Below are 17953 nucleotides of genomic sequence, written 5' to 3'. Positions count from 1 at the left end.
GTGTCCGGCCGAAACCCGTTCGCATGCGGAGACGAACTTGCGCCTCAAGTCAGTCAGGGTCACCAACTACCGCAGCATTCGCGACACGGGCGAGATCCCGTTCGAGATCGAGCCGGAGAAGACAATCCTCGTCGGGCCCAACGAGGCGGGAAAGTCCGCCATCCTCGCGGCCATCCAGCAACTGAACCCGCCGAAGGGTGGCAAGGGATTCGACGAACTGCGCGACTATCCGCGAGCGCTTTACAACGACATCACGAAAGGCCGTGCCACGGCGGCGGACACGGCGGTCATTACCGGGACCTTCAGCCTCGAACCCGCGGATCGGGACGAGCTTCCAGAGGCGTTCCGGGACGTCTCATACGAGTTCACCCGCTACTTGGACAACGTCGGTCGGCACCGACTGCTCGATGCGCCGGCCGTCCCAAGTTTTGGATCGATCCGAAAGGATCTTCTCCGGCTTGCGGCACATGTCGATGGACGGGTGCCCGCTACACCCGAAGGAACCGTTGCCAGGCCATTGCCCGGCCAGAAGCTCGAAGCGCTCACCAAGCTTTGGGACGAAGTGTCTTCGCTGGATGCCGAAAAGGGAAAGGCATTGAAAGGCTGGCTCGACGAAGCCACGGCGATCATGGATCCTGACGACGAAGTTCAGGACAGGAGGCTCGACACCCTTTCGGCGGCGACCAAAGTCGCCACGCAGTCGGACGAGGTCCTCGCGTTGCTCCATAAGCGCATGCCGACATTCGTGCTCTTCAGCAACTATTTCAAAGTGCGCCCGCTCATCCACCTAGCGCATCTAGCTGATCGCCTCGCATCTGGTTCGCTCGACGACGAGGCATACGACTACGGCAACGCATGCCTTCTGAAGCTCCTCGGGTTCACGGCAGCGGAGCTGTCGCGGCTTGGTCGTGTGACGGAGCCGAAGACACACGACAAGGAGCAGGTGGAAGCCGACCGAGCGCAACTGGATAAGCGCCAGTATCAGCTCAACGCAGCGTCAATCAAATTGACCGACGAAATACGGGCGGTGTGGAACCCAGACACTTCGCGGGCCGAGGCGAACCGCTTGCGCGTGTTTGCGGACGGCCAGTACCTGAAGGTGACCGTCGAGGACGAACTCGGTGTAGAGATCGAGCTGGATCAGCGTTCGGAAGGTTTCCAATGGTTGGTCTCCTTCTTCGTCGTCTTTTTCGCCGAAGCTGCCGAGAAGCACGCGAACGCGATCCTCTTACTCGACGAGCCCGGCGTCAGCCTCCATGCGCTCAAGCAACGCGAATTCCGATCCACGATCAGTCGCTTGGCGAAGAACAACCAGACGATTTACACCACCCATTCCCCGTTCCTCGTTGGGCCTGGAGAGCTTGATTTCGTACGGGTGGTCGAACTCACCGACCGAAAGGTCGGCACGAAAGTCCAGACGACCATCACCTCCGGCGACAGCGCTGCTCTGCTTCCGCTCCAGGAGGCCCTCGGCTACGATCTCGCGCAGAGCCTGTTTGCGCAGGAGCGAAACCTCGTCCTCGAGGGTCTCACAGACCAGTTCTATCTCGAGGCGGTGGCGGCTCTCCTTGCGACCGGCGACGGCCCGAAGCTGAACGAGAAGATCGCCTTGGTGACCGCCAACACGGCCGGCAAGGTTGTCTACCATGCGACCATTCTGCATGCGCACAAGCTGAAGGTCGCCGCGCTGCTCGACTCCGATGCCGCTGGGGATCAAGCTGCCCAGCAAGACGTCCTGGTCCACCGCCTGGGCAACAAGCGCATCCTCAGGACCAAGGATTACGTCGATGGCGTCGCCAAGTCCGAGATCGAGGACCTCCTGCGGGACACCTTGCCGATCGTGGCCCGGGACGCTCTGGGCTGGGACATCGTCGACCTCGTCCAGAAGCGGCATGGACAGCCGCTCGTCGACCTCTTCTCAAGAGAGGTCGAGGACTTCTCGAAAATCAAGCTGGCGAAGGCATTCGTCCGGTGGTCGCGCGAACGGGAGGCGATCGACCTTTCCGAAAAGGAGCGGGATGGTTGGGGTCGGCTCGTCACGGCGATCAATGCCGCGCTGAAGTAGGCGCACCGGCAGTTTCAGCTTAGCGCGCCGCTGGCGCCATCCGATTCAGGTTTCAGCGCCGACGTTCCGCATTACTGCGCGGCGCGTCCGCTAAGTCTTTGTTTTTTGGAGTTACCGGGTTTCAGCGGTTTCTGCGCGAAGCATCATCTACTTCTCGCAGAAATCTCTGAAACGCCGCGCAATAGCCCGTTTCTGAAGATGCGGTAGGTTCCCTTACGTTAAACCATTCAGCTCGAAACCGGACTGACCCTGTGGTTTTTGCAGGATGCGTCGAGCGCAATCGTCCCGCTCGACAGCGTATGGGATCAACTGGTGTTGTGCCGCTGTAGCATCCGTCGGTGGGGCGGACTTGCCCGGTCGAAGCAAGAGACCCCCAATCCAGGAAGACAGAGCGTTCTTTTTGCACACTTCCGGGCGACTGCGCTCTCGCAAGCTGACCGGTATCAGAACTCGTTCCAGCTTTCGTTCTGACGTTCGTCCGCAGGCATGGCGGCGAGGGCGGTCCTGCCGGGCGTCCGGCGCTGGGCGGGAAGGGGCGGCTGCGGGCGTCGCTTGGCGACCGGTTTTGTCCGGGCGGCGACGGGAGCGCCGACGTCGAAGCGCGCCATCATGGCGGACATGTTTTCCGTCTCCTGCTGGAGGCTTTGAGCGGCGGCGGTCGCTTCCTCCACCATGGCGGCGTTCTGCTGGGTGATCTTGTCCATCTGGTCGGCCGCGATTGTCACCTCGCGCAGCCCCGTCGCCTGCTCAGTCGCGCTCTTGGCGATGCGTTCCGCCATGCCCTTCATTTCGGCAACGCCCGCGACGATCTCCTCGAGGCTCTTGCCCGAGGCCACCGCGAGCTTGACGCCGCGTTCCACCTGGCCCGACGAGGTGGCGATCAGGCCCTTGATCTCCTTGGCCGCTTCGGCCGAGCGCTGGGCAAGGCCGCGGACCTCCTGCGCGACGACTGCAAAGCCGCGGCCTGCCTCGCCCGCCCGGGCCGCCTCGACCCCGGCGTTCAGCGCCAAAAGGTTGGTCTGGAAGGCGATCTCGTCGATCACGCCGATGATGTTTCCGATGCGGTTGGAGGACTGCTCGATCTCGCTCATCGCGCCGATCGCCTCGGTTACCACCGCGACGCCCTGCTCTGCGCACCGCATCGCGGAGGACGCAGCCGTGCTTGCGGTTCGTGCCTCCGCGGCTGTGCTGTTCACCCCTTGCATGACTTCGGACAGCGAAGCGACCGTCTGTTCCAGGGTCGCCGCCTGCTGCTCCGTGCGTTGCGAGAGGTCGGCTGACGCGACGTTGATCTCGTCAAGGCCGACGGCGATCGTGCGGGACGTCTCTCCTACGCGTTCGATCGCGCCACCCAGCGTCTCGGCCGCGCGGTTGAGGTCGTGGCGGATCGATTCCAACTCGTGCGGAACGGCGGCGGTTATCCGCCGGGATAGCTTTCCGTCGGCGAGGTCGCGTAGGGCGGCGCCGATCTCCTCAACGGCCACACGCCGCGCCGTCACGTCCATGACGTACTTGACGACCTTGGAGACCTTGCCGTCGAGGTTTCTGATAGGATTGTAGGATCCTTGGACCCAGACCACCCCGCCGCCCTTGGCGATGCGCTTGAACTCGTCTGACTGGGACTCGCCCTCGCGTAACCGACGCCAGAAGTCCGCGTATTCGGTGCTGGCCGCAAACCCACTGTCGACGAACATACTATGGTGCTTCCCGACGACCTCGCCGAGTTCGTACCCCATCACCCTCAGGAAGTTGGGATTGGCGGTCAGGATGGTGCCATCGGGCTTGAACTCGATGATGGCCTGGGAGCCGATCGCCGACATCTGAGCCGTGAACTCCAGGTTCGCCAGCCGGTCCCTGGCATCTTTCCATTCGACGACGTAGCCCGAGAGCTTGCCCTTCGACCGCAAGGGAGCGACGAGGAGATCGAAGACGTGCTCTCCGACGTGGATTGTCGCGTTGTGCGGCGCCGTCAGCTTTGCCAGCATGTTACGTTGATGGCTCGGCGCCTTGTGAAAGATGTCAATGTTGCTGCCGATTAACTTGTCGACGGCGAATGCAGGCAGTTCGCGCTTCAGGTCCGCCTCGGCGTTCCTCAACAGGGACCGGAGCGACGGATTGAGATATCTGATGTGCAGGTTTGCGTCCGCAAGCATTACCATCGACGCCATTGCGTCGAGCGCAAGGTCTCGGCGGCGCGATGACTTGTCTTTGAGGAGCTCGATTGCCATGGAACGACTTCCTATAATAGAAGGCGGCCTGACCAACTCGTGCCGCAGTGATATATGATAAACATAATTGTCCTGTAGTAGGCTAACATTACATCCGAACACATTAAAAATTTGATAAAGCTGGTCTGCTGCCGCAATAACTTATACTTAGTAGTGAAATTTGACCTATTATATATTTTGCTATTCGGTATTTACTGTTATGTTTCTTTTTTGAATCTGCCCGGTCTAGCGAGAGGCATGGCCCATCGGATCGCTGGCGACGATCGTTCTTCTGTTGGGGCCTCCGTTGTAGAGGTCAGTCGTCTGAGTCTCGCTGGGGGGCGTCTGCGGCGCCCCGGACGCCGCCTCCCTGGCGTCGCAACGCTGCAGACCTTGGGGCGAAGGGGCGAGGTGTCGCCGCCGGGTCCGGCGGGTCCGTTCACGATGGAGTTCCCTCGGCTTGTCGGTGGTTTCGAAACCGATTATCACACGCCCGGAAACGCTGCCTGCCGGGCGATCCGGCGAGGCGGCAGGCTTCTCCGCCGGCGGGCCTTAAGGTTCGCGGGGCCGGGTCCATGCTCTCCAGCTGGCGGATAACGCGTCCGGGTGGCAACGAAGCGTGACGAAGGCAGACGACATGTTGCACCTCTTTTTCGCCATTCCCTGCGTGTATGTCATCGCGCGGTTCGTCCTGCCGCTGGCCTTGCCGCTTTGGGCGACCCTCGGCGCGATCCTGCTGCTCCTCGCCGGGGCTGAATTCCATCTCTGGAACCGCCTGTCCTCGGGCTCGGTGTTCTCGCCCGAGTTCCCGCGGGCGCTGGTGATCGCGTTCAACGTGGCTTTCGGCGCCATCCTGTTCCTCGCCGTGCTGCAGTTCGCCCTCGACGTCGGCACCGCCCTTGTCAGCCTCTGGCGCGGGCACTGGATCGGCATCGCGCCGGGCGCGCGGGCGGCGATCGCGCTGCTTGCTTTGGCGCTGGCCGGCGTTGGCGTCAGCCAGGCCATCAAGGTGCCGGGTGTGCGGGATGTGACCATCGCCATTGCCGACCTGCCGCCGCAGTTCGCGGGCTACCAGATCCTGCAGCTGACGGATCTCCACATCAGCCGGCTGTTCGAAACGCCTTGGGCGGAGCAGGTCGTCGCACGGGCCAATGCGGTCGGCGCGAACCTCATCGCCATCACCGGTGACTTCATCGACGGGACGGTCGAGAAGCGATGGGCGAACGTCGAGCCGTTGCGCGGACTCGCCGCGCCCGACGGGGTTTTTGCGGTGCCAGGTAACCACGAATACTTCTTCGATGCCGAAGCCTGGCTCCGGCACTTCCAGTCCTTCGGCATTCGCATGCTCGTCAACGACTACGCGGTGATCGAGCGGGCTGGCGCAGGGCTGGTGCTCGCAGGTGTTGCCGATCTTTCGGCCGGGGAGGTCGGCCTTCCGGGGCCGGACCTCACCATGGCACTTGCCGGCGTACCGAAAGGAATGCCGGTGGTTCTCCTGGACCACCAGCCGCGGAATGCACGAAAGTCCGCCGCTGCCGGCGTGGCGCTGCAGCTCTCCGGCCATACCCACGGCGGCATGATCCTCGGCTTCCACTGGCTGCTGGAGAGAATGAACGGCGGCTTCGTCTCCGGGCTCTATGCGGTCGACCGGATGAGCCTCTATGTCAGCAACGGCACCGGCATCTGGCCGGGATTTGCCTTGCGGCTCGGCAAGCCGGCGGAGATGACGCGGATCACGCTCCGCCGCTCGTAAGCGTTTCAGAAAGCTCGCTGCCCGCCGTCAGGCGAGATCGAGCGTCTGCCGCTGGATCCGCGCCGCGGCCTCGTCTTCCGTTTCCGCGTCGTCTTGCGGTGCCGGATCCCGGCTGTCCTCGAAAGCGGGGTCGTCGGAATGCCGGATTTCTTCGAGGTCGGGGGTCAGCGGGTTGATGCCGGGGGTGTTGGACATGGCTTCCTCCATTTCACTGAATCAGCAAGCCGGTTCTGCCTGTCATTGTTCCCAGCCCGACCCGCGACTGCCTCGGCGCGCCGCTCAAGGCGGGCCAGTAAAAAGCCCCCTCCGACCGGGTCGGAAGGGGCTGATGGATGGCTTAAACCGTGAGCGTTGTCCCGAGCTGAACTTGCGTCGAGACGCTTCAGCGGCTCGGTCGCAAAACCAACCCAAGGGGTGGAATCACCCCTTCTGGGACTAGCGGACCGAGATCACGTCGCCCGAGCGGCGGTCTATGTCGACGCGGATGTCGCGGCCGCGACGGTCGGCGCCCAGCACCGAATAGGTGCGGCGCGACGTCCGGACGTCGTCGACCTCGCGCACGCCTTCGCCGCGGGCGATCCGCACGGCTTCGCGTTCGCTGATCTCGCGACGGTCGCGGCGATCGTCGCGCGGCGGGCCGCGGCGGTCGTCGAACCCAGGTCCGCGGCGGTCGCGGTCGGGCTCCATGACGCGCACGCCGTCCGGTCCGATGACGATGTTCTGTGCAAGGACGGGCGTTCCGACGGTGACCGCGCCCAGCGCGAGGAGACCAATAGCCCAGAATTTATTTTGCATGGGAATGCCTCTTTTCTGCCGACGCTCTCCGCGCCAATCTTGGTGCACTCTAACCGTTCACGCGACAGTTCGTTCCGCGCGCCCATCGCTTCTTTCACAGGCGTTCGGACGCGTTGCGGGTTTCGCATCCACTCGGTCTTGGGCGCCAATCTCGTTCGAAATTCGGCGAAAACCTATCATGGGTTAGAGAACGGGTTCCCGTTTCGTCCTAGTCTCCTGCGCATGAGCGGAACATCCAGGATGGATTTTGATCGGGACGGCGACCAAGGCTTTCTGCTCGATCTCGAGCGGGCAGCGAAGGGGCTGTCGATCGGCAGCGACGGATCCTCGATCGCGAAGCTTCGTCAGCTCTTCCAGGAGGCGGAGAGCGATCTCGGCGCCTCGGGGCAGACTCTGACCGTCGTTTGCCAGCCGAAGTGAGCCGATAGCACGGCGTGATGCGGGCTCTCGGCCGAGACCACCTGTCCTCGGGATGGGGCGGAAGGGCGAAACAGGCTGGTTCGACCGGCATCGCCGCCGAGACGGCTTGGCCTTCGCGGGTCGCCTGGGCTAAACCCTCGGAAAGCCCGGCATGGATCCGGCAGCGCAAGCCCCGGGAATGCTCATGGTCGCGACCGATATCGCCACGCGGGTCTGGAACCACACCTTCAAGCTCGACCCGATCGTGCGCAGCCTGCTCGACACCGATTTCTACAAGCTCCTGATGCTCCAGATGATCTGGGGCCTGCACCGGGACGTCGACGTGACGTTCTCGCTGATCAACCGGGCCAAGACCATCAAGATCGCCGACGAGATCGACGAAGGTGAACTGCGCGCCCAGCTGGATTATGCCCGCACCATCCGCCTGTCGAAGCGCGAGATGATCTGGCTCGCCGGCAACAGCTTCTATGGATCGACGCAGATCTTCCGTCCGGCCTTCCTCGAATGGCTCGAGAATTTCGCTCTGCCGGAATACGAGCTTCGGCGGGTCGACGGGCAGTTCGAACTGACCTTTAGCGGGCCGTGGACGCACACCACGATGTGGGAAATCCCTGCGCTCGCGATCATCAACGAGCTGCGCTCGCGTGCCGCCATGAAGGATCTCGGCCGCTTCGAGCTCGACGTGCTCTATGCCCGCGCGAAAGCCAAGATGTGGGGCAAGGTCGAGCGCCTGAGGCAGCTGCCGAACCTCAAGATCTCCGACTTCGGTACGCGGCGCCGGCACTCCTTCCTCTGGCAGCGCTGGTGCGTCGAGGCGCTGAAGGAAGGGCTGGGGGATGCCTTCATCGGCTCGTCCAACGTGCTTCTGGCGATGGAGACCGACGTCGAGGCGATCGGCACCAATGCGCATGAGCTGCCGATGGTGGTGGCGGCGCTGACCGACAGCGACGCGGCCCTGCGGCAGGCGCCCTACGAGGTGCTGAAGCAGTGGCAGAGCTATTACGGCGGCAACCTCCTCGTCGTGCTGCCGGACGCCTTCGGCACCGAATCCTTCCTGCGCTGCGCGCCGGACTGGCTGACCGAGTGGACCGGCTTCCGGCCCGATTCGGCGCCGCCGATCGAGGGCGGGGAGGCGATCCTCGCCTGGTGGAAATCCCGGGGCATTGATCCGCGGGAGAAGCTTTTGGTGTTCTCCGACGGCATGGACGTCGACGGGATCGAGGCCGCCTACCGCCACTTCGAGGGGCGGGTGCGGATGAGCTTTGGCTGGGGTACCAACCTCACCAATGATTTCCGCGACGTGGCGCCGGACGGGCGCTCGGCGTTGGAGGCGATCTCGCTGGTCTGCAAGGTGACGGAGGCAAATGGCCGGCCGGCGGTAAAACTGTCCGACAATCCGGGCAAGGCCACCGGCGATCCCGCGGAGATCGAGCGCTACCGCCGGCTATTCGGCGCCTCGACGGTTTTTCCCCGTGCGGTGCTGGTTTGAGCAAGGCGTGTCTCGCCACAGCCCGATTTATAGGTCAAACCCGCGCGATAGCCTTGTCGGCACCCCTGTCCTCCCGGCGCGCGCCTCTCGCGGGCCGGATCGCAATCTTGAACCGGAAGGCCCGCCTTCGATGAATGCCCTTGCCCCCGAGACCGCCGCCTCCTTCCCGATCCCGGCCGGCGTCTACGCCGAGACCGTGACCGAGGTGACGCACTACACCGACCAGCTCTTCCGCTTCCGGATGACGCGACCGGAAGGTTTTCGCTTCCGCTCGGGCGAGTTCGTGATGATCGGCCTGCCCAATGCCGAGAAGCCGGTCTATCGCGCCTATTCGGTGGCGAGCCCGTCCTGGGCGGAGGAGCTCGAATTCTTCTCGATCAAGGTGCCCGGCGGCCCGCTGACCGAGCATCTGCAGAAGATCGAGATCGGCGACACCGTGCTGATGCGCAAGAAGTCGACGGGCACGCTGGTGCACGATGCGCTGGTGCCGGGCAAGCGGCTCTATCTGTTCTCGACGGGCACCGGCATCGCGCCCTTCGCCAGCGTCATCCGCGACCCCGAGACTTACGACAAGTTCGAGACGGTGATCCTGACGCACACGACGCGCACGCTGGCCGAGTTGACCTACGGCAAGGAGCTGATCGAGGAGATCAAGGCGGACGAGCTGATGAGCGAGTTCGTCGGCGACAAGCTGCTCCTGCATTCGAGCGCCACGCGCGAGGGCGATGCCAAGGGCGAGCGGATCACCACGCTGGTCGAGACCGGCAAGCTGTTCACCGATCTCGGCCTGCCGCCGCTCGATCCCGCCACCGACCGCGCGATGATCTGCGGCTCGATGGCGATGCTGAAGGATACGGCCGCCATGCTCGACCGCTACGGCTTCGAGGAAGGCGCCAATTCCAAGCCCGCGACCTACGTGGTCGAGCGCGCCTTCGTCGGCTGAGCCTGGCGTCGGTCGGGTTCGTCCCGGCCCGTCTACAGGGCCGGCACTAGGCCCCGCTGAAGGCCTTGAAGGCGACGGTGGTGAAGGTGTCGGTGACGCCGTCGATCACCTGCAGGCGCTCGGTGACGAAGCGGCCGAGATCGCTGGAATCGCCGAGGTAGAACTTGGCGAGGAGGTCGAACTGGCCGGAGGTCGAATAGACCTCCGAGATCTCCTCGACGTCCTGTACGAGGGCGTCGGCGACGGCATAGGCCTTGCCGGGTCGGCACTTGAACTGCACGAAGATGGTCTTCATCGAGATGCTCCGGCTGGGCGCTGAGAACGGTCCGCCGTCTCTACAGCATCGGCCGGCGGATCGGTATCGGTTTGCGGGCGCGCCAGTCGCGTGACTCGCTGCGTCGGGGTGCCATTCCAACCTGGGCCCGCATCGAACTTTCACGTTGGCAGACGACAGTTTTGCGCGCCGCTGGTCCGAGTGGGAATGCACGCGATGCGCTTCGGCGGTCGTGGCGGCTTCCATCGTCCGGCCGGGATGTCTATGGCTGCGGCAACGCCTTTCCATCCTCTCCGAAAGATCGCCATGACCCGCCTGACCCTTGCCGATGCCGAAGCGCTCGTCGTCGACGCTCTGATGAAGGGCAATGTCGACCGCACTGTTGCCGGCTCGGTCGCCCGCGCGCTGGTGTCGGCGGAGGCGGCGGGGCAAGGCAATCACGGCCTGCGCCGCGTCGTCGCCTATACCGGGCAGGCGCGGACCGGCAAGGTGAACGGGCATGCCGTGCCGACCGCCGCCCGGCCGGCGCCCGGGGTGCTGGTGGTCGATGCCGCCGACGGCTTCGCCTATCCCGCGCTCGACATGGCGGTCGACCTCCTGCCCGAGATCGCCCGCAGCCAGGGCGTCGCGATGGCCGCCATCCGCCGTTCGCACCATGCCGGTGTCGCCGGTCTGACGGTCGAGCGGCTCGCCGATCTCGGCCTCGTTGCGTTGATGGTCGCCAATGCGCCGGCGGCGATGGCGCCCTGGGGCGGCCGCACGCCGCTCTACGGCACCAACCCGCTCGCCTTCGCCGCGCCCCTCGAGGGGCAGGAGCCGGTGGTTGTCGACCTCTCGCTGTCGAAGGTCGCGCGGGGCAATGTGATGACGGCGCGGCAGAAGGGTCTGCCGATCCCCGAGGGTTGGGCGCTCGACCGCGATGGCAACCCGACCACCGACGCCAATGCCGCGATGGCCGGCACCATGGTACCGGCCGGCGATGCCAAGGGGGCGGCACTGGCGCTGATGGTTGAAATGCTCGCCGCAGGGCTCACCGGCGGCAATTTCGCCTACGAGGCCGGCTCGCTGTTCGAGGACAATGGGCCGCCTGTCGGTCTCGGCCATATCATCATCGTGCTCGATCCCGTCCGCATCGGCGGCGCCGGTACGACGGTGCGAATGGCCGAGATGGCGACGCGCGTCGCCGACGAGCCCGGCGCGCGCCTGCCGGGCCGCCGCGGCCAGACGGCGCGCCGCAAAGCCATCGAGGAAGGCGTGGAGATCGAGGCCGACGTGCTGGCGGCGATTGCCGCTTTGTAGGCACGCGTAACGTCTGGCAGATACGGAAAAGGCGCCGAGCCAGAAGCTGCGGCGCCTTTCTAATTCAGGAAGCGCGCGGTCGGCCGCGCGTCCCTTGTTCCTTAGCGCGAGGCCTGCGCCTGCGGGCTCTGCGCGACGCGCCAGATCGTGTTCGACAGGTCGTCGGCGATCAGCAGGATGCGCTTGTTCGGATCGAACAGCACGCCGACCGGCCGGCCGCGCGTCTCGCCGTCCTTCATGAAGCCGGTCACGAAGTCCGTCGGCTCGCCGGACGGGCGACCCTGTTCGAACGGCACGAAGGCGACCTTGTAGCCCGACGGATCCTGGCGGTTCCAGCTGCCGTGCTCGCCGATGAAGGCGCCTTGCGCAAACTTGCTGCCGAAGCCGTCCTGCGTCGCGAAGGACAGGCCGAGTGCGGCGACGTGCGAGCCGAGCGCGTAGTCCGGCGCAATCGCCGTCTCGACGAGGTCTGGCTTTTGCGGCTGAATGCGCGGGTCGAGGTTCTTACCCCAGTAGCTGTAGGGCCAGCCGTAGAATGCGCCTTCGCGCACCGAGGTCAGATAGTCCGGCACCAGCTGCGGGCCGAGCTCGTCGCGCTCATTCACCACGGCCCACAGCGCCTTGCTGTTCGGCTCAATCGCCAGCGCCGTCGGGTTCCGGATACCGCGGGCGATGGTGCGGTGGGCGCCGGTCGCCCGGTCGATCTCCCAGACGACGGCGCGGTCCTGTTCGACGTTCATGCCGCGCTCGCCGACATTGCTGTTCGAGCCGATGCCGACATAAAGCTTGGTGCCATCGGCGCTGGCCGCGAGCGACTTCGTCCAATGGTGGTTGATCGCCGAGGGAAGCTTGGTGACCTCCTCGCCGGGCGCGGTGATCTGCGTTTCGCCGTCCTGGTAGGGGAAGCGCATCAGCGCGTCCTGGTTGGCGACGTAGACCGCACCGTCGACGAAAGCGAGCCCGTAAGGCGCGTTGAGGTTGTCGATGAAGACCGTGCGCACCTCGGGCACGCCGTCATTGTCGGCGTCGCGCAGCAGCGTGATGCGGTTGCCGCTCTTCACGCTGGTATTGCCTTGTTTCTTGATCACGCCCGCGATGATGTCCTTCGGGCGAAGCGCCGGCGCACTGCCGCCGCGGCCTTCGGCCACGAGGACGTCGCCGTTCGGCAGGACGAGCATCTGGCGCGGAATGGCGAAGTCGGTCGCCATGGCCGAAATAGTGAAGCCCTGCGGGACGGTCGGCACTTCGCCGTTCCAGCTTGCCGGTACCGCGATCTTCATCGGCGGGATCAGCGTCTCGTTGATGCCGGGCAGCTCGGGCTGGCCGCCGGTCTGCTTGAGGCTCGGATCGCTGCTGTCACAGGCGGAGAGAGCAAGGGCGGCCGAAAGGGCCAGCAGAACGGATTTGGTCATCGGGCTACCTCCCACTGAAGGGTACGCGAGTAGAAGATCCAGCCGGCGACAAGGGCCAGCACGGTCGAGATGATGGTGAGGATGAGGCCGACAGTACCAACCGAGCTCCAGCCGTCGCGGGCGTGGTGGAAGGCGTTGACAAGGCCGATGATCCACATCACCGCGAGGACGGCGAAATAGACAAGGCGGCCGCGGCTGGCAGGATGGCCGAGCTTGACCAGCCACTCGATCAGCGCCCAGGCGAGCACCAGTCCGCCGAAGACCAGCGCGCCGGCGATCGACCAGCTGGCGAAGTTCGTCCACTGCGTCTCAGCGGTCTTGAGGTAGGCGATGTCCGTCGCGAGGGCCAGGCTGAAGAGGGCAACGGGGAAGCTCAGCAAGATGCCGTGCAGCGCGCTGGCTTTCGATCCGTGGTCTTCGTATGTTCTACTCATTCTCAGCTCCAGCTTGGCTGCAAGTGAACGTCGGTCGCCTCCTTCCCTTGCGGTTTGCGCCTCGGGCGGCGACAGGCAGGAAGGCAGGCGTGACGCGTGTCGGAAATGGCGTTTGGTGTTTCGATGGCGACGAACAGATGTTCCGGTTCGCCTGAGAGGCGATGTAAGGCCGCCGTCCGTCTTGGTAAGATCAAAACGGCCCGGCTTCACTATCTTTTGTGATTCCAGCGGGTCAAAGCCGTGGACCGACCGCAGATGCCCTGCGATGGCGCTTGCAGAATGATCCTGTCATCGGATGACAGGTGGCCGTCCGTGCGCTCATACTTCGGGACATCGCTGCAAGCCTTGAGGGCATGGCGAAAAGTCAGCGCGTCGATGTGAAGGCGTCCTGTCCGGGCGCGTTGACAGGCTCCCGCGCTGATCGGCCGGGAGGCGCTGAGTAACGTCAGCGGCCTCTTGTCATTCCCGCGCTATGCAGGCCGGCAGCACATGAAAAGAGGTTGATGGGGAAGGTAATCTTCACCCCACCTGCGTCGCCGCCAGCCGCTCCTCATCCAGCGCGATGCCGAGCCCCGGCGCGTCAGCCAGCACCAGCCAGCCGTTCTCGGCCTTCAGCGGTGCCGACATCGGGTAGTCGCGGCGGTCGAGGGACCATTCCGGCGGGTCGTAGGGCCATTCGAGCCAGGGTGCCTCGCCAATGCCGGCGGTGAGGTGGGCGTTGGCGGCGACGCCGATGCCGTTGGTCCAGGAGTGCGGGGTGAAGGCGAGCCCTGCCTCGCGCGCCATGATGGCGACGCGGCGAAGGCCGGTGATGCCGCCGACGAGGGCGACGTCGGGCTGCAGCACGTCGAGGCAGCGGCCCTCGATCAAGTCGCGGAACTCGTGCAGCTCGCGCGTCATCTCGCCACCGGCGATGCGGATCGACACGGCCTGGCGAAGATCCGCCATGCCGCGGCGGTCGGCGCGGTGCAGGGGCTCTTCCATCCAGTAGATGCCGAGCCGCTCGAGCTCGCCGGCCACCGCCAGCGCGTCCTTGTAATTCCAGGGAGCGGACGTGTCCCAAGGCATGCGCCAGCCCTGGTTGCAGTCGACCATCAGCTCCAGCCCATCGCCGACCCGCGCGCGGATCGCCTCGAGCGCTTTGACGTCCTCGCGCCAGCCGAGGCGGCCGCCGGCGGAGGAGGTGAAGCGCACCTTCATGGCCGGAAAGCCCTCGGCGCGAAAACGCTCGGCGGTCTCGGCCATGGCGCCGTGGTCGCGCAGCACGCCGGAGGAGGCGTAGAGCCGGACGCGATCGGACCGGCCGCCGAGCATGCGCCAGACCGGCTCGCCGGTGATCTTGCCGGCGAGATCCCAGAGCGCGAGGTCGACCGGCCAGCAGCGGCCATAGTGGAACTGCAGGTGCGACAGCACCTCGTAGTGCCGTTCCAGAAGGCGCGGGTCCTCGCCGATGAAGAGGTCTTCATGCCCCTCGAAGCCTAGCATCAGGTCGCCGGAGCCGACGCCTTCGCGGCCCTCATCGTCGCGGATGCGCACGATGGCGGCGTCGAAGGCGGTGCGCGGACGGCCGTCCCAGCTCGCCTTGAACGGCGGGTCGAGCGGCAGCCGGTGGCGGGTGATCTCGATCGCGGTGATCTTCGACATGTCAGGCGGCCTTTCCGGGCGCGGTGGCCAGCAGCAAGGCGGCAAAGGCCTCGATGTCGCTGTCGCCAATCTCGCGCACCGTGGCGGCGCGCATCGGCGCCTGTCCGGGCGCACGCATCGCGCCGGCGAGTTGCTCGGCGGTGACGCCGGCGAAGGCGGCGGGCAGCACGCGCTGGAAGCCGCACTGGTCCATCAGCGCGCTGACGAAGCCGGGGAGGTAGGCGACGGAGACGAGGCCCGCTGCCTCCGCGGCGGTCTGCATGTCGTGCGTCCCTTGCTCGGCGAGCCAGGGGAGCGTCGCCTCAAAGGCGAGTGCGGTGGCAAAGCCGTGGTTGACCGGCGCGATGCTGGCGAGCGCATGGCTGATCATGTGGGCGACGGCGGTGCCGCACTGGTCGATGGCGATGCCGGCATAGCAGGAGCCGAGCAAGAGGTCGCCGCGGGCCTCAATGTCGCCGGGCTCGGCCACGGCCCGGGCGAGGGCGCCCGCGATCAGCCGGATCGCGGCATGGGCATAGAGCTGTGCGCCCCGATGGGTCTTGCGGTTGGTCGCGGCCTCGAAGGCATGGATGAAGGCGTCGAGCCCGCAGGCGGCAGTGAGCGCCGGCGGCAGGCTGACGGTGAGCGCAGGGTCGAGCAAAGCAAGGTCCGCCTTGGTCTCGGGGCCCCAGATCCAGACCTTGTCGCCGCTGACGTCGGAGAAGACCGAGGTGGACGAGGTTTCCGAACCGGTGCCGGCGGTGGTCGGGATCAGAATCTTCTTCAGCGGCTCGGCCGGCAGCGGGTTGATGGCCAGCGCGTAGTGCATCGGGTCGGCCTCGCCGACGGCGAGGCAAGCGGCGACCTTGGCCACGTCGAGCGCCGAGCCACCGCCGATGCCGATGACCAGCCCGGCGCCGCGCGCGGCCTCGCCGGCGGCATGGAGGTGCGCCGCCTTCGGCTCGCCGGAAATCTCGCCATAGACGGACGCCTCGATGCCATCCGCGGCAAGGTCGGCCTGCAGCTGGGCGACGCAGCCGGACTGGACCAAGAAGGCGTCGGCGACGATCAGCGCCCGCCGGGACGGATCAAGCGCGAGCGCCCGGGCGCCGATCTGCTGCAGGCTGCCCGGCCCGAAGACGATTTCCGGGACGGCGGCGGCATTGAACGTCATGGACAAACCTCTTGCGCGATGCCGGGACGAGCGCCCGTCGGGACGGAGCGTGTCAGGCCGCAGCCCGCCGCGTCAATCGCCGAGTGCGACACCCTCGCGTCGCGGATCGGCGCCGCCTTCGAGCCCGCCGGGCATGATCTCGATCGCGTGCAGCCCCGAGTTCAGCTCGCCGGTCTTGGTCCTGAACCCGGCCGCCTGCAGCGGGGCCGCCAGCGCGGTGGCCGGCGTGCCGGCTTCCAGCTCGAAGGTCCCGAAGCGGTTGAGGAGGTGCGGGGCGGCGACCGCCGCCTGCGCGTCCATGTTCCAGTCGATCATCGCGATGAGTCCCTGCGCGACGAAGCCGATGATCGAACTGCCGCCGGGGGAGCCGATGGCGATCACCGGGCGCCCGTCCTTCATCACGATGGTCGGCGCCATCGAGGAGCGGGGCCGCTTGCCGGGCTGCACGGCATTGGCGACGGGGCGGCCGTCCTCCTGGGGGGCGAAGGAGAAATCGGTCAGCTCGTTGTTCAGGAGGAACCCGCCGGTCATCAGGCGGGACCCAAAACCGTTCTCGATCGTGGTGGTCATCGAGACGACGTTGCCGGCCTTGTCGGCGATGACGAAATGGCTGGTCGAGGGCAGTTCGATGCTGGCGTCGTCGCCGCGAACTGGGACGATGCCCGGCGCAAGCGCCGCATGGTCCCAGCGCGGCTCGCCCGGCATGGCCGCGGCCTCCGGCAGCGCCGTCTCGCCGGCGATGAGCTTGGCGCGGTCCGCGAGATAGGCCTTGTCGAGGAGGCCGGTCGGCATCGGCACGAAGTCGGTATCGGCGACGTAGCGGCCGCGGTCGACGAAGGCGAGGCGGGAGGCGTTGCCGATCAGCGTCCAGGCCTTGGCGCTGTCCGGGCCGAGCGTAGCGAGATCATAGGGTTCGAGCAGGCCGAGGATCTGCCCGACGGCGATCGCGCCGGAGGAGGGCGGCCCCATGCCGCAGACGTCGTAGCCGCGATAGGCGGCGCACACCGGCGGGCGCACCGTCGAGCGATAGGCGGCGAGGTCGGCGAGCGAGAGCGTGCCGGGATTGGGGGCGCCGGCGATGGTCTCGCCCGACGCGACCGTGTCGACGATCCCTTGCGCGACCGGGCCGGCGTAGAATCCCTCGGCTCCTTGGTCGCGCAGGCGCTCCAGCGTTTCGGCGTATTGAGGGTTCTTCAGGATATGGCCGACCGGCCAGGGCTGGCCGGCGGGATCGAGGAGATAAGCGCGCAGCGAGGGCGAGCGCGCGAGGTCCGGGTCGGCAAGCAAGGTGTTGAGGCGCTGGGTGACGGCAAAGCCGTTGCGGGCGAGGTCGATGGCGGGCTGGACGACGCGGCGCCAGGCGAGGTCGCCGGCGCGCAGGTGCGTGTCGTAGAGCAGCCGGACGGTGCCGGGCGTGCCGACTGAGCGGCCGCCGACGACGGCATCGAGGAAAGACAGGGGCTTGCCCGCGGCATCGAGGAAGAGTTCGGGCGTCGCCCGCGCCGGGGCCGTCTCGCGGCCGTCGACGGTTTCCAGCGTCTTCGTCGCCGCATCGTAGCGCACCAGGAAGGCCCCGCCGCCAAGGCCCGAGGATTGCGGCTCGACGAGGCCGAGCACCAGTTGCACCGCCACCATGGCGTCGACCGCATTGCCGCCGGCGCTGAGGATGTCGCGGCCGGCCTCGGCGGCGAGCGGATGGGCGGCGACAACCATCTGCGACTTCGCGCGGACCAGCGTCTTGCCGGCGATTGCCGAGGCGGCTTCCGGCGCTGTCGCGTCGGCGGCCTGCTGGGCGTGGACTGGGCTCGCGAGCAGTATGAGCGCTAGGACGAGGTGGGATCGGCGCATGGACGTCTCCTTTGCCGCTGGGCTGGGCCGGCGTGTCGTCAGGCTCTGCAAGCCGGCGCCGGCTGTCAACGCCGGCAGGCACCGTCACGGAAAGGATGCCCCCCGTGTTTTGCGGGGGGCGGAACGTCGGCCGCGGGATAATTCGGGGCGGCGGCGATATAGGCTTTTCCTTCGCCGCCGAACCGGTCTAGGCTCCCGGCGGGCACCGACCGGCCGC

At 66.2% G+C, this 17953-nt stretch carries 15 protein-coding genes; 6 read left to right on the top strand and 9 right to left on the bottom strand.

What is annotated here, in order from left to right:
* Nucleotides 1–37: 37 nt before the first annotated feature.
* Nucleotides 38–2065, top strand: coding sequence for an AAA family ATPase (locus tag ACZLZQ_RS21080; RefSeq protein WP_472951047.1), 2028 nt, complete (start codon nucleotides 38–40; stop codon nucleotides 2063–2065).
* Nucleotides 2066–2508: 443 nt separating this feature from the next.
* Here ACZLZQ_RS21080 and ACZLZQ_RS21075 read toward each other — a convergent pair whose 3' ends face one another.
* A complete protein-coding gene (locus ACZLZQ_RS21075) occupies nucleotides 2509–4293 on the bottom strand; it encodes a methyl-accepting chemotaxis protein (RefSeq protein WP_472935933.1) in 1785 nt (594 codons plus the stop codon).
* Between the two features lie 616 nt (nucleotides 4294–4909).
* Here ACZLZQ_RS21075 and ACZLZQ_RS21070 point away from each other — a divergent pair.
* Nucleotides 4910–6025 carry a metallophosphoesterase gene (locus ACZLZQ_RS21070; protein WP_472951046.1) on the top strand — a complete coding sequence of 372 codons (1116 nt, stop codon included), beginning with the start codon at nucleotides 4910–4912 and terminating at the stop codon, nucleotides 6023–6025.
* Nucleotides 6026–6052: 27 nt separating this feature from the next.
* Here the strand turns inward: ACZLZQ_RS21070 and ACZLZQ_RS21065 are convergent, their stop codons facing one another.
* Together ACZLZQ_RS21065 and ACZLZQ_RS21060 are read right to left on the bottom strand one after the other, a co-directional pair.
* Entirely contained in the window at nucleotides 6053–6220 is a 168-nt protein-coding gene (locus tag ACZLZQ_RS21065; RefSeq protein ID WP_472951045.1) for a hypothetical protein, read from the bottom strand.
* 240 nt (nucleotides 6221–6460) lie between these two features.
* Nucleotides 6461–6820 carry a PepSY domain-containing protein gene (locus tag ACZLZQ_RS21060; RefSeq protein ID WP_472951044.1) on the bottom strand — a complete coding sequence of 120 codons (360 nt, stop codon included), beginning with the start codon at nucleotides 6818–6820 and terminating at the stop codon, nucleotides 6461–6463.
* A 240-nt stretch (nucleotides 6821–7060) separates the two neighbouring features.
* On the opposite strand from ACZLZQ_RS21060, the gene ACZLZQ_RS21055 reads away from it, so the two are divergent.
* From ACZLZQ_RS21055 to ACZLZQ_RS21045, 3 genes are all read left to right on the top strand, one after another.
* Nucleotides 7061–7240 carry a hypothetical protein gene (locus tag ACZLZQ_RS21055; protein ID WP_472935937.1) on the top strand — a complete coding sequence of 60 codons (180 nt, stop codon included), beginning with the start codon at nucleotides 7061–7063 and terminating at the stop codon, nucleotides 7238–7240.
* Between the two features lie 184 nt (nucleotides 7241–7424).
* Nucleotides 7425–8729, top strand: coding sequence for a nicotinate phosphoribosyltransferase (gene pncB / locus ACZLZQ_RS21050; protein WP_472951043.1), 1305 nt, complete (start codon nucleotides 7425–7427; stop codon nucleotides 8727–8729).
* A gap of 130 nt (nucleotides 8730–8859) precedes the next feature.
* A complete protein-coding gene (locus tag ACZLZQ_RS21045; protein ID WP_472935939.1) occupies nucleotides 8860–9672 on the top strand; it encodes a ferredoxin--NADP reductase in 813 nt (270 codons plus the stop codon).
* A 46-nt stretch (nucleotides 9673–9718) separates the two neighbouring features.
* On the opposite strand, the gene ACZLZQ_RS21040 is transcribed toward ACZLZQ_RS21045, so the two are convergent.
* Nucleotides 9719–9967, bottom strand: coding sequence for an Lrp/AsnC family transcriptional regulator (locus ACZLZQ_RS21040; protein ID WP_472951042.1), 249 nt, complete (start codon nucleotides 9965–9967; stop codon nucleotides 9719–9721).
* A gap of 285 nt (nucleotides 9968–10252) precedes the next feature.
* Between ACZLZQ_RS21040 and ACZLZQ_RS21035 the strand changes: the two genes are divergently transcribed.
* Nucleotides 10253–11245 (top strand): Ldh family oxidoreductase, encoded by a 993-nt coding sequence (locus ACZLZQ_RS21035; protein WP_472951041.1) that lies wholly within the window; start codon nucleotides 10253–10255, stop codon nucleotides 11243–11245.
* 101 nt (nucleotides 11246–11346) lie between these two features.
* On the opposite strand, the gene ACZLZQ_RS21030 is transcribed toward ACZLZQ_RS21035, so the two are convergent.
* The 5 genes from ACZLZQ_RS21030 to ggt all read right to left on the bottom strand — a co-directional run bounded on the left by ACZLZQ_RS21030 (nucleotide 11347) and on the right by ggt (nucleotide 17736).
* A complete protein-coding gene (locus tag ACZLZQ_RS21030; RefSeq protein ID WP_472935942.1) occupies nucleotides 11347–12657 on the bottom strand; it encodes a PQQ-dependent sugar dehydrogenase in 1311 nt (436 codons plus the stop codon).
* The gene (locus ACZLZQ_RS21025) at nucleotides 12654–13091 is read right to left on the bottom strand and encodes a DUF2231 domain-containing protein (protein ID WP_472935943.1); all 438 of its coding nucleotides are present in this window, start codon (nucleotides 13089–13091) and stop codon (nucleotides 12654–12656) included. The genes ACZLZQ_RS21030 and ACZLZQ_RS21025 overlap by 4 nt, the downstream gene beginning before the upstream one ends.
* Nucleotides 13092–13610: 519 nt before the next feature.
* Entirely contained in the window at nucleotides 13611–14735 is a 1125-nt protein-coding gene (locus tag ACZLZQ_RS21020) for a mandelate racemase/muconate lactonizing enzyme family protein (RefSeq protein WP_472951040.1), read from the bottom strand.
* 1 nt (nucleotide 14736) lies between these two features.
* Nucleotides 14737–15888: an iron-containing alcohol dehydrogenase gene (locus tag ACZLZQ_RS21015; protein WP_472951039.1), complete on the bottom strand. Its 1152-nt coding sequence runs from the start codon at nucleotides 15886–15888 to the stop codon at nucleotides 14737–14739.
* Nucleotides 15889–15960: 72 nt separating this feature from the next.
* Nucleotides 15961–17736, bottom strand: coding sequence for a gamma-glutamyltransferase (gene ggt / locus ACZLZQ_RS21010; RefSeq protein ID WP_472951038.1), 1776 nt, complete (start codon nucleotides 17734–17736; stop codon nucleotides 15961–15963).
* Nucleotides 17737–17953: the final 217 nt, after the last annotated feature.

The organism is Mesocryomonas lacus, assembly GCF_055730105.2.
Note: the sequence above shows the minus strand (reverse complement) of the source record. Positions and strands in the feature narration are given on the sequence as shown.